The 12389-nt window shown below is 62.4% G+C and carries 10 protein-coding genes; 6 read left to right on the top strand and 4 right to left on the bottom strand.

The features are described from left to right. Nucleotides 1-13: 13 nt before the first annotated feature. From sdhA to VSR82_RS05980, 4 genes are all read right to left on the bottom strand, one after another. Nucleotides 14-1789, bottom strand: a complete 1776-nt coding sequence (gene sdhA / locus VSR82_RS05965) for a succinate dehydrogenase flavoprotein subunit (RefSeq protein ID WP_368584176.1) — start codon at nt 1787-1789, stop codon at nt 14-16. A 4-nt stretch (nt 1790-1793) separates the two neighbouring features. Then, nucleotides 1794-2162, bottom strand: a complete 369-nt coding sequence (gene sdhD / locus VSR82_RS05970; RefSeq protein ID WP_013092932.1) for a succinate dehydrogenase, hydrophobic membrane anchor protein — start codon at nt 2160-2162, stop codon at nt 1794-1796. A 3-nt stretch (nt 2163-2165) separates the two neighbouring features. After that, nucleotides 2166-2582 (bottom strand): succinate dehydrogenase, cytochrome b556 subunit, encoded by a 417-nt coding sequence (gene sdhC, locus VSR82_RS05975; RefSeq protein WP_368584177.1) that lies wholly within the window; start codon nt 2580-2582, stop codon nt 2166-2168. 157 nt (nt 2583-2739) lie between these two features. After that, entirely contained in the window at nt 2740-3540 is an 801-nt protein-coding gene (locus VSR82_RS05980; protein WP_013092930.1) for a GntR family transcriptional regulator, read from the bottom strand. 539 nt (nt 3541-4079) lie between these two features. On the opposite strand from VSR82_RS05980, the gene VSR82_RS05985 reads away from it, so the two are divergent. The 6 genes from VSR82_RS05985 to acnA all read left to right on the top strand — a co-directional run bounded on the left by VSR82_RS05985 (nt 4080) and on the right by acnA (nt 12359). Beyond that, nucleotides 4080-5063, top strand: a complete 984-nt coding sequence (locus VSR82_RS05985) for a malate dehydrogenase (protein WP_013092929.1) — start codon at nt 4080-4082, stop codon at nt 5061-5063. A 196-nt stretch (nt 5064-5259) separates the two neighbouring features. Further along, entirely contained in the window at nt 5260-6276 is a 1017-nt protein-coding gene (locus VSR82_RS05990) for an HpcH/HpaI aldolase/citrate lyase family protein (RefSeq protein WP_368584179.1), read from the top strand. A gap of 57 nt (nt 6277-6333) precedes the next feature. Beyond that, a complete protein-coding gene (gene prpC, locus VSR82_RS05995) occupies nt 6334-7521 on the top strand; it encodes a bifunctional 2-methylcitrate synthase/citrate synthase (RefSeq protein WP_429456412.1) in 1188 nt (395 codons plus the stop codon). A gap of 101 nt (nt 7522-7622) precedes the next feature. Then, nucleotides 7623-8126, top strand: a complete 504-nt coding sequence (locus VSR82_RS06000) for a hypothetical protein (protein ID WP_013092926.1) — start codon at nt 7623-7625, stop codon at nt 8124-8126. A 24-nt stretch (nt 8127-8150) separates the two neighbouring features. Beyond that, nucleotides 8151-9602: a bifunctional 2-methylcitrate dehydratase/aconitate hydratase gene (locus VSR82_RS06005; protein WP_429456408.1), complete on the top strand. Its 1452-nt coding sequence runs from the start codon at nt 8151-8153 to the stop codon at nt 9600-9602. Between the two features lie 42 nt (nt 9603-9644). Beyond that, on the top strand, nt 9645-12359 hold the full coding sequence (gene acnA, locus VSR82_RS06010; RefSeq protein ID WP_368584182.1) for an aconitate hydratase AcnA: 2715 nt from the start codon (nt 9645-9647) through the stop codon (nt 12357-12359). Nucleotides 12360-12389 lie beyond the last annotated feature (30 nt).

The following is a 12389-nucleotide window of genomic DNA, read 5'->3' on the forward strand; positions in this document are numbered from 1 at the left end:
TTTGACTTGTGCCTTAGAAGGTACGCGCTTTCGGCGGAACCGATTCGACGGTCAGCGGTTGCATGTGAACCGGCTTGTAGTCGAGGCGATCGCCTTCGCTGAACCACAACGTATGGCGCAGCCAGTTTTCGTCGTCGCGATGTTCGAAGTCGTTTTGCGCGTGCGCGCCACGGCTTTCCTTGCGCGCTTCGGCGGAGACCATCGTGGCGCGTGCCACTTCGATCAGGTTCGCCACTTCCAGCGCTTCGACGCGGGCCGTGTTGAAGACCTTCGACTTGTCCTTCAGATGGATGTTGTCGACGCGCGCCGCCACTTCGCGGATGGCTTCGACCCCTTCGGCCAGCAGCGCCGAGGTACGAAACACGCCAGCGTGCTTCTGCATCGTGCCGCGGATGTCGTTCGCGACCGACTGTGCGTACTCGCCCGACGACGAGCTATCGAGCTTCGCCAGACGCGACAGCGCGAAGTCGGCTGCGTCTGCCGGCAGCGGCTTGTGTTCCTTCAGTTCCTTCACGTGCTTGACGATGTGGTTGCCGGCAGCACGGCCGAACACCACGAGGTCGAGCAGCGAGTTCGTGCCGAGACGGTTCGCACCGTGCACCGACACGCACGAGCATTCGCCCACTGCGTAGAAACCGTTGACGACTTCTTCGTGGCCCTTCGGCGTACCGACGACCTGACCGTTGATGTTCGTCGGGATACCGCCCATCTGGTAGTGGATGGTCGGCACGACCGGGATCGGCTCCTTGATGCAGTCGACGTTCGCGAACTTCAGCGCGATTTCGCGGATCGACGGCAGACGCTTCATGATGGTCTCGGCGCCGATGTGCGACAGGTCGAGCAGCACGTGATCCTTGTTCGGACCCACGCCGCGGCCTTCCTTGATTTCCTGGTCCATCGAACGCGAAACGAAGTCGCGCGGCGCCAGATCCTTCAGCGTCGGTGCGTAGCGTTCCATGAAACGCTCGCCGTTCGAGTTACGCAGAATACCGCCTTCGCCGCGCACACCTTCGGTAATCAGCACGCCCGCGCCGGCCACGCCGGTCGGGTGGAATTGCCAGAATTCCATGTCCTGCAGCGCGATGCCCGAACGGGCCGCCATGCCGAGGCCGTCACCGGTGTTGATGAACGCGTTGGTCGATGCCGCGAAGATCCGGCCTGCGCCGCCCGTGGCGAACAGCGTGGTCTTGCCTTCGAGGATGTAGACGTCGCCGGTTTCCATTTCCAGCGCGGTCACGCCGAGCACGTCGCCGTCGGCGTCGCGGATCAGGTCCAGCGCCATCCACTCGACGAAGAATTGCGTCTTGGCAGCAACGTTCTGCTGATACAGCGTGTGCAGCAGCGCGTGACCGGTACGGTCAGCCGCCGCGCAGGCGCGTTGCACCGGCTTTTCGCCGTAGTTCGCGGTGTGGCCGCCGAACGGGCGCTGATAGATCGTGCCGTCGGCGTTACGGTCGAACGGCATGCCGAAGTGTTCGAGTTCGTAGACGGCGTTCGGTGCTTCACGGCACATGAACTCGATCGCGTCCTGGTCGCCGAGCCAGTCGGAGCCCTTGATCGTGTCGTAGAAGTGGTAGTGCCAGTTGTCTTCGCTCATGTTGCCGAGCGAAGCGCCGATGCCGCCCTGGGCAGCGACCGTGTGCGAACGCGTCGGAAACACTTTGGACAGCACGCAGACCGATAGACCGGCGCGTGCCAGTTGCAGCGACGCGCGCATCCCCGAGCCGCCCGCGCCGACGATAACCACGTCAAACTTGCGACGCGGCAGAGAATTCTTGATTGCAACCATGCTTTTATACTCTCCAGAGAATCTGCGCAGCGTAGCCCGCACATGCGAGCAGCCAGAGGATCGTCAGCGCCTGCAGGACGAGACGCGTGCCAACGGGCTTCACGTAATCCATCCAGATGTCGCGCACACCCACCCACGCGTGGTAGAACAGCGAGAGAAGCGTGACGAACGTGGCGAGCTTCATCCACTGCGTCGCGAAGATCGACGCCCAGCCGTCGTACGAAAAGTCGCGCGCGAGGAAGAACCACGCGAGCAGAATCACCGTGTACACCGCCATCACGACGGCGGTGACACGTTGCGCGAGCCAGTCGCGCAGGCCGTAATGCGCGCCGACGACGAGACGCTTCGAACCGATTCGGTTATTGGCTGCCATTTTTTAGAATGCTCCGAACAGTTTTGCCGCGAATGCGATGGTGAGCAGCGACGACACGACAAACACGACGATAGAAGTCGACTTGCCCTTTTCCTTCGACACGGCATCGTGATTCGTATCCATCAGAAGGTGACGGATGCCGGCGCAGAAATGGAACAGGAAAGCCCACGCGAGAACCAGCGTGATCAGCTTGACGAGGATGTTGGAGAGGAAGCCCTTGAAGACTTCGAAGCTCAATTCGGAAGTCAGGCTCTGATCGAAGAGGAACAGCAGGAACGGAAGGAAAAGAAACAACAAGGCACCGCTCACGCGATGCAGAATCGACACGCGCCCCGCCAGCGGGAGACGGTATGCCGTCAATATTTGCCCAATACCGATGTTCCGGAATTCCGGCCTCGGTTTCTTTACCGCTTCTGCCATGCTAGACCCCTACTATGTAGTCACACTAATCCGCAATTTTAGCGCCTTTTTATAACGCGCTGCAGCGAAAACCACCCTAGGTCCTTTGCTGCGCGCGCAATGAAAGCGCCTTCCGATCGGCACGCGTGTGGGACGCCGCGCCTCGTTTCAGCCCGATTCAGCTCAGATCGTTCTGATAGTAATACCCGGTTGTGACATACCAACCTCGCCGGACTTCAACCGGCCGATCCCCATAGGTATAGGACACGCGCTCGACCGAGAGCAACGGAAAACCCGCCGGCACATGCAGCAGGTCCGCCACGGAAGGCTCCGCCGCGACCGCGCGGATTTTTTCCGTGGCGCGAATCATGCGTGTGCCGAATTCGGTCTCGAACATCGCGTAGAGGGGACCTTTGTATTCCGAAAGCCGCTCGAGCGTGAGCCCGCGGAACACGGCGCCTGGTAGCCAGATCTCGTCGAGCACGGTGACTTCGCCGTCGAACTGCAGCAAACGCTTGATCAACACGACCGGATCGGCCGGCTTCAGATCGAGTTGTCGGGCGATTTCCGCCGATGCGCGCAGCCGCCGGCATTCGAGCAGACGACTGACGTGCGGATGCTCGGCGCCGTCGTCGGCGAGCAATCTCAGGAAACGGAACTGCGCGCGTTCTTCGTTGTGCGTCGCAACGAAGGTGCCCTTGCCCTGACGGCGCACCAGCAGGTTGTCGGCGGCGAGTTCGTCGATCGCCTTGCGCACCGTACCCTGACTCACCTTGAAACGCGCGGCCAGTTCGACTTCACTAGGAATGATCTCGCCCGGCTTCCATTCGCCGCTTTCGAGGCTCTGCGTAATCAAACCCTTGATCTGCTGATACAAAGGGCTGAATGTAGGCGACGCAGCAGCGGAAACAGCGGATACACCTTCGCCCGCGGCCCCCTGGCCATTCGGGTTCACAGGATTCGCCGGGTTCGAATTCATGCGCGCATTTCATCATAAAGCGCCGGGGCACGTCTAGGGTTTTCCCTTCGATAGATGTGTCTTATATAAGACATAAGATACTGTTGACTTTGTCGGTTTCGACTCCTACACTCCTTGTCGAGCAAGGGTTTGCGGGATTTTGCGGCAGCTGTTTGATGCAGTGCCGCGACGCTCCGGCCGCCACTCTGCACCATGCCGTCCCCTACGCAGTCCAGGTTTCGATTCGCCGCCATCCGTTGCATTCGCGTGCTGTATCCGTGTTGCAGCCGCTGGCCCGACACTCGCCGAAACGCGCTGTTTGCAGGAGCCCGCACCGTGCAATCGCGGCCCGGCCCGGCGTCAGCCCTGGACCATCCCGTCCCGCTCGGTAGTACGGATTTCCGGCACGGCGGTCTTGCCGCAACGCGCCGCCCGGTCTCGGCACATTCCGAGCCCGCACGCGAACAGTGAATTCCGCCGTGTTTCATAACGCTTCGCTGAACGCGCATATAGAATGGCGTTTTCCCTAGCGTCTAACGCATCGTCCTGGAGATTTCTCAATGGCTAAGCCCGCAAAGCGCGTTGCCGTCACCGGCGCCGCAGGTCAAATCGCTTACTCCCTGCTGTTCCGCATCGCCAATGGCGACCTGCTCGGCAAGGACCAGCCGGTGATCCTGCAACTGCTCGATCTGCCGCAAGCGCAAGCCGCCGTCAAAGGCGTCGTGATGGAACTGGATGATTGCGCATTCCCGCTGCTGTCGGGCGTCGTGATCACGGACGACCCGAAGGTCGCGTTCAAGGACGCCGACATTGCACTGCTCGTCGGCGCGCGTCCGCGTTCGAAGGGCATGGAGCGTAAGGATCTGCTGTCGGCCAACGCCGAAATCTTCACGGTTCAGGGCAAGGCGCTGAACGAAGTTGCCAGCCGCGACGTGAAGGTTCTGGTGGTCGGCAACCCGGCCAACACGAACGCGTACATCGCAATGAAGTCGGCGCCGGATCTGCCGAAGAAGAACTTCACCGCGATGCTGCGTCTGGACCACAACCGCGCGCTGTCGCAACTGGCGGCCAAGTCGGGCAAGCCGGTCGCGTCGATCGAAAAGCTCGCAGTGTGGGGCAACCACTCGCCGACCATGTACCCGGACTTCCGCGTCGCAACGGCTGAAGGTCAAGACCTGACCAAGCTGATCAACGACGAAGAATGGAACCGCAACACGTTCATCCCGACTGTCGGCAAGCGCGGCGCGGCGATCATCGAAGCGCGCGGCCTGTCGTCGGCGGCATCGGCGGCCAACGCTGCGATCGACCACGTGCGTGACTGGGTGCTCGGCACCAACGGCAAGTGGGTCACGATGGGCATCCCGTCGGACGGCTCGTACGGCATCCCCGAAGACATCATCTACGGCGTGCCCGTGACCTGCGAAAACGGCGAGTACAAGCGCGTCGAAGGTCTGGCAATCGACGCGTTCTCGCGCGAAAAGATGGACGCCACGCTGCAGGAACTGCTGGAAGAGCGCGACGGCGTTCAGCACCTGCTCGGCTAAGCATCTGATCTGATGCCGATGAACCGGAACTCCGAAGCGTCAGCGCGGCGGGTTCCGGTTTTTTTCGTGCGAATGGCGCTGCGATCGTCGCCATTCGTCTCTGATTCGAACGTGCTTTGCCGTCGCCCGACTATGCTCGCGCAGAGCGCGCCCGAATCCGACATTCCCAATCCTCACCACGCCCCACACGCCGAAGATGCGCGTTCTCACACCCGCCGAAGTGCTGTTTGAGGGCGAAGCGCCGCCCGCTGTGCTGCCCGCCTGCGACCACTACGCGGGAAGCGAAAAGCTGATGCTGAAGTCGCTCGCGTTACAGCAGCAACTCGGCCCGGTGTTCGATATCACGCTCGATTGCGAAGACGGCGCACAGGTCGGCCGCGAGGCCGAGCACGCGGAACTGGTCGCATCGCTGCTGGGCAGCGAGCACGACCGCTTCGGCCGCGTCGGCGTGCGCATCCACGACTTCGCTCACGCGCACTGGCGCGACGACGTGCGCCTGATTCTGCGCGCCGCAAAGCGTGCACCCGCTTACATCACGCTACCGAAAATCCGCAACGTCCACGATGCCGCCGAAATGCTCGCGTTCATCGAGGCGACGCGGCGCGAGCTCGGCATCGCGCAGCCGGTGCCGGTGCAGTTGCTGGTCGAAACCCACGGCGCGCTCACGCGCGTGTTCGAACTGGCCGCGCTGCCGGGCGTCGAGGCGCTGAGCTTCGGCCTGATGGACTTCGTCTCCGCGCACGACGGCGCGATCCCCGATACCGCGATGCGCTCGCCGGGCCAATTCGATCATCCGCTCGTGCGGCGCGCGAAGCTCGAGATTTCGGCGGCCTGCCATGCGTATGGCAAGGTGCCGTCGCACAACGTCAGCACCGAAGTGCGCGACATGAGCGTGGTCGCGAACGACGCGCAGCGCGCCCGCAATGAATTCGGCTACACGCGCATGTGGAGCATTCATCCGGCGCAGATCGAGTCGATCGTCGCCGCGTTCGCGCCGCGCGACGAAGAGATCACGACCGCGACCGAAATCCTGCTGGCTGCGCAGTCCGCGCATTGGGGCCCGACACGTCACGGTGATACGCTGCACGACCGCGCGAGCTACCGCTATTACTGGTCGGTGCTGCGCCGCGCGCAGAGCACCGGCCGCGCTGTTCCGCAAGAAGCGGCGCCGCTCTTTGCGCGAGTGGGCGCTAACGGACAGTCAGTGGTATAAGCGACGCGTTTTTCAAACGGCAGCAGCGATGAGCCGGCACACAGGAGAAGGCGGAACATGAGCGAGACGACGCAAGCCGCTGACGCAACAGGCGGCAACGAAACGCAAAGCGGCTTCAAACCGAAAAAATCCGTCGCGCTGTCGGGCGTGACCGCGGGCAACACCGCGCTGTGCACGGTCGGCAAGACCGGCAACGATCTGCACTATCGCGGCTACGACATTCTCGACATCGCCGAGGCGTGCGAATTCGAAGAGATCGCTTACCTGCTGGTTCACGGCAAGCTGCCGACCCAGTCCGAACTGACCGCCTACAAGACCAGGCTGAAGTCGATGCGCGGCCTGCCCGCCAACGTGAAGGCCGCGCTCGAATGGATTCCGGCCGCCGCGCATCCGATGGACGTGATGCGCACCGGCGTGTCGGTGCTCGGCACGGTGCTGCCCGAGAAGGACGATCACAACCTGTCCGGCGCGCGCGACATCGCCGACAAGCTGATGGCCTCGCTCGGCTCGATGCTGCTGTACTGGTATCACTACTCGCACAACGGCAAGCGCATCGAGGTCGAAACCGACGACGATTCGATCGGCGGCCACTTCCTGCATCTGCTGCATGGCGTCGAGCCGTCGAAGGCGTGGGTCGATGCGATGCACGTATCGCTGAACCTGTACGCGGAGCACGAGTTCAACGCATCGACCTTCACGGGCCGCGTGATCGCGGGCACGGGCTCGGACATCTATTCGGCGATCACCGGCGCGATCGGCGCGCTGCGCGGCCCGAAGCACGGCGGCGCCAACGAAGCCGCGTTCGACATCCAGTCGCGCTACCAGACGCCCGACGAAGCCGAAGCCGACATCCGCCGCCGCGTCGAGAACAAGGAAGTGGTGATCGGCTTCGGCCATCCGGTCTACACGATCTCGGACCCGCGCAACAAGGTCATCAAGGAAGTCGCGAAGAAGCTCTCGAAGGAAGCGGGCAACATGAAGCTGTTCTCGATCGCCGAGCGCCTCGAATCGGTGATGTGGGAAGCGAAGAAGATGTTCCCGAACCTCGACTGGTTCAGCGCGGTGTCGTATCACATGATGGGTGTGCCGACCGCGATGTTCACGCCGCTGTTCGTGATCTCGCGTACGGCCGGCTGGAGCGCGCACATCATCGAACAGCGCGTCGACAACAAGATCATCCGGCCGAGCGCAAATTACACCGGACCCGAGAATTTAAAGTACGTGCCGCTAAATAGGAGAAAATAGCGGTCGCTGTGCGCTCCACAGCGCGTGCAGTTCAGCCCGCGCGGCCGCCGGACCGGTCGTCCGCGCACTGTTTAACTGATTTTGATAGAAAGGTTTTCTCCATGAAAAAGCTGATGATCGCCGCCATGATTGGCGCCCTGTCTACGACGATGCTGACCGTCGCGACTGACGCCGCTGCTGCGGACACGGCCACCACCACCACGAAGAAGGCCGTCGCCAAGCGCCCGGAGCCGCGCCGCCTGGTCAAACGCAAGGCAAATCCGGTGAAGGAAGCGAAGGTCGATCCGATCCCGGAAGGGTCGGAAAAGTGGTCGTGCAAGGACGGTCTGGCTTTCGAAATGAAAGGCGACATGAAGCGTGACCAGATCGTCACGGTTCACTGGGCGAACAAAAACTACAACCTGCCGCGCGAAGCGACCACGACGGGCGCCGATCGCTTCCACGACGCAGCAACCGGTATGGACCTCGTCGTGATCCCGACGAAGGCCATGCTGTTCCAGGACAAGGACAGCTCGCGTCTCGCCGACGAGTGCAAGACAGTCGCGATGGAACAGGGCGCGCCGGCTGCAACGCAATCGAACGCGATCAACAAGACCGGCAACTGATTTTCGCCGCCAGGGAAGCCCCCGATGTCCGCCCCGATCTCCAACGTACGACCCGCCCCGGACGCTGTCCTGGTCGATATCGTCGACTACGTGCTGGATTACCGGATCGACAGCGCGCTCGCGCTGGAAACTGCGCGTCATTGCCTGATCGACACGCTCGGTTGCGGACTCGAGGCGCTTACCTACCCGGCCTGCACCAAGCTGATGGGACCGATCGTGGCAGGCACGATCGTCCCCAACGGCGCGAAGGTGCCGGGCACGTCGTTCCAGCTGGACCCGGTTCAGGCCGCCTTCAACATCGGCGCGATGATCCGCTGGCTCGATTTCAACGACACCTGGCTCGCGGCCGAATGGGGCCATCCGTCCGATAACCTCGGCGGTATTCTCGCGACGGCCGACTGGCTCTCGCGTACCGCCATCGCAGCCGGCAAAGCGCCGCTGACGATGAAAGACGTCCTGATCGCAATGATCAAGGCGCACGAAATTCAAGGCTGCATCGCGCTCGAGAACTCGTTCAACAAGGTCGGGCTCGATCATGTGCTGCTCGTCAAGCTCGCGTCGACCGCGGTGGTCGGCCAGCTGATCGGCCTCACGCGCGACGAGCTGATCAACGCGGTATCGCAGGCGCTCGTCGATGGGCACGCGCTGCGCACCTACCGCCATGCGCCGAACACCGGTTCGCGCAAATCGTGGGCCGCTGGCGACGCCACCTCGCGCGCCGTGCGCCTCGCGCTGATCTCGAAGACCGGCGAGATGGGCTATCCGTCGGTGCTCAGCGCAAAAACGTGGGGCTTCTACGACGTGCTGTTCAACGGCAACGCGTTCCGGTTCCAGCGTCCGTACGGCTCGTACGTGATGGAAAACGTGCTGTTCAAGATCTCGTTTCCGGCCGAGTTCCACGCGCAAACCGCCGCGGAAGCCGCGCTCGCGCTGCATGCGCAGCTCGCCGCACAGGGCCGGCGCATCGAAGACATTCGCCGCGTGACGATCCGCACGCACGAAGCCGCGATTCGCATCATCGATAAAAAAGGCCCGCTGAACAATCCGGCCGACCGTGATCATTGCATCCAGTACATGATCGCGGTGCCGCTGATTTTCGGCCGTCTGACTGCCGCCGATTACGAAGATTCAGTGGCGCAGGACTCGCGTATCGATGCGTTGCGCGCGAAAATGGAATGCGTGGAAGATCCACAGTTCACGAAGGATTATCACGACCCGGAGAAGCGTTCGATCGCCAATGCACTGACGATCGAATTCAACGACGGGTCGAAGTTCGGGGAAGTCGTAGTCGAATACCCGATCGGTCATAAGCGCCGCCGCGAGGACGGTATTCCGTTGCTGGTCGAGAAGTTCAAGACCAACCTCGCGCGGCGCTTTCCGGTCAAGCAACAACTCGCGATTCTCGACGCATCGCTCGACCAGGCCAGGCTCGAAGCGACGCCGGTCAATGAATACGTCGATCTTTACGTCATCTAGGCTGAGTACTGTAGTTCCGCGATCCAAACCAAGGAAAACACCATGGCCCACAACCTCCACAAAACGCTCAAGGAATTCGACAGCGGTTCCGGCAAAGGCAAGTTCTACTCCCTGCCGCAACTCGGCAAGGCTCTGAACCTCAAAATCGACCGTCTGCCGGTCTCGATCCGTATCGTGCTGGAATCGGTGCTGCGCAACTACGACGGCAAGAAAATCGCCGAAGAACATGTCACGCAACTCGCGAACTGGAAGCCGAACGCGGCGCGCGTCGATGAAATTCCGTTCGTCGTGTCGCGCGTCGTGCTGCAGGACTTCACCGGCGTGCCGCTGCTCGCCGACATCGCCGCGATGCGCGGCGTCGCGAAGGCTGTCGGCAAGAATCCGAAGTCGATCGAGCCGCTGGTGCCGGTGGACCTCGTCGTCGACCACTCGGTGCAGATCGACCACTTCCGCGAGAAGAACGCGCTCGACCTGAACATGAAGCTGGAATTCCAGCGCAACAACGAGCGCTACCAGTTCATGAAGTGGGGCATGCAGGCGTTCGACACGTTCAAGGTCGTGCCCCCGGGCGTCGGCATCGTTCACCAGGTGAACCTCGAATACCTCGCACGCGGCGTGCACAAGAAGGCCGACGGCGCGGACACCGTGTACTACCCGGATTCGCTGGTCGGCACGGATAGCCACACCACGATGATCAACGGCATCGGCGTGGTCGGCTGGGGCGTGGGCGGTATCGAAGCCGAAGCAGGCATGCTCGGCCAGCCGGTGTACTTCCTGACGCCGGACGTCGTCGGTGTGCACCTGAAGGGCAAGCTGATCGAAGGCGTGACCGCAACCGACCTCGTGCTGACGATCACCGAACTGCTGCGTAAGGAGAAGGTCGTCGGCAAGTTCGTCGAGTTCTTCGGCGAAGGCACGCGCTCGCTGTCGGTGCCGGACCGCGCGACGATCGGCAACATGGCGCCGGAATACGGCGCGACGATGGGCTTCTTCCCGGTCGACGAAAAGACCATCGAGTTCTTCCACGGCACGGGCCGCACGGACGCGGAAATCTCGGCGTTCGAAAACTACTTCAAGGCGCAGGAGCTGTTCGGCATTCCGGCCGATGGCGACATCGACTACACGAAGGTCGTCACGCTGGATCTCGCCACGGTCGCGCCGTCGCTGGCAGGCCCGAAGCGTCCGCAGGACCGCATCGAGATCGGCCACGTGAAGTCGACCTTCACCGACCTGTTCTCGAAGCCGGTCTCTGAAAACGGCTTCGCTAAAAAGGCCGCCGATCTCGACGCGCAATACACGACGAGCAACGGCGTCGACGTGAAGAACGGCGACGTGCTGATCGCCGCGATCACGTCGTGCACGAACACGTCGAACCCGAGCGTGCTGCTCGCCGCCGGTCTGCTCGCGAAGAAGGCTGTCGAGGCTGGCCTGACGGTTGCGCCGCACATCAAGACGTCGCTGGCGCCGGGATCGCGCATCGTCACCGAGTATCTGACGAAGACCGACCTGCTGAAGTACCTCGACAAGCTCGGCTTCACGCTGGCCGCATACGGCTGCACGACGTGCATCGGCAACGCGGGCGACCTGACGCCGGAACTGAACGAGGCAATCACGAAGAACGACATCGTCGCGGCAGCGGTGCTGTCTGGCAACCGTAACTTCGAAGCGCGTATCCACCCGAATATCCGCGCGAACTTCCTCGCGTCGCCGCCGCTCGTCGTCGCATACGCGATCGCCGGCAACATCACGCGCGACCTGATGACCGAGCCGGTCGGCAAGGGCAAGGGCGGCAAGGACATCTACCTCGGCGACATCTGGCCGACCAGCGACGAAGTCAACGCGCTGCTGAAGTACGCGATGGATGCCGACGCGTTCCGCAAGAACTACTCGCAGCTCACGAAGAAGGGCGACCTGTGGAGCAAGATCGAGGGCGAAGAAGGTCAGGTCTACGACTGGCCGAAGTCGACCTACATCGCCGAGCCGCCGTTCTTCGGCAAGGACTTCTCGATGACGCCGGCTTCCAGCATCGCGCCGGTCAAGGGCGCACGCGCGCTGGGCATCTTCGGTGACTCGGTCACGACCGACCACATCAGCCCGGCAGGCTCGATCAAGGAAGACTCGCCGGCAGGCCGCTGGCTGAAGGAAAACGGCGTGCAGAAGGCCGACTTCAACAGCTACGGCTCGCGTCGCGGCAACCACGACGTGATGATGCGCGGCACGTTCGCGAACGTCCGTATCAAGAACCTGATGATCCCGGCGAAGGCGGACGGCACGCGCGTCGAAGGCGGCCTGACGATTCATCAGCCGAGCGGCGAACAGCTGTCGATCTACGACGCGGCGATGAAGTACATCGACGCCGGCACGCCGACCATCGTCTTCGCGGGCGAAGAATACGGCACGGGTTCGTCGCGCGACTGGGCGGCCAAGGGCACGCAGCTGCTGGGCGTGAAGGCCGTGGTCGCACGCAGCTTCGAGCGGATCCACCGTTCGAACCTCGTCGGCATGGGCGTTCTGCCGCTGCAGTTCAAGGGCTCGGATAGCGTACAGTCGCTCGGCATCACCGGCGAAGAAACGTACGACATCGAAGGCCTCGGTGACGACTTCAAGCCGCAACAGGAAGTCACGCTCGTGATCCACGGCAAGGACGGCGACAAGCGCGTTCCGGTGCTGCTGCGTATCGACACGCCGATCGAAGTGGACTACTACAAGCACGGCGGGATTCTGCCGTTCGTGCTGCGCTCGCTGCTGGCTGCTTAAACCCCGCGGCAACGAATATAGCCTCGCTGT

This window comes from Burkholderia sp. JPY481, from assembly GCF_038900515.1.
Lineage (GTDB): Bacteria > Pseudomonadota > Gammaproteobacteria > Burkholderiales > Burkholderiaceae > Paraburkholderia > Paraburkholderia youngii.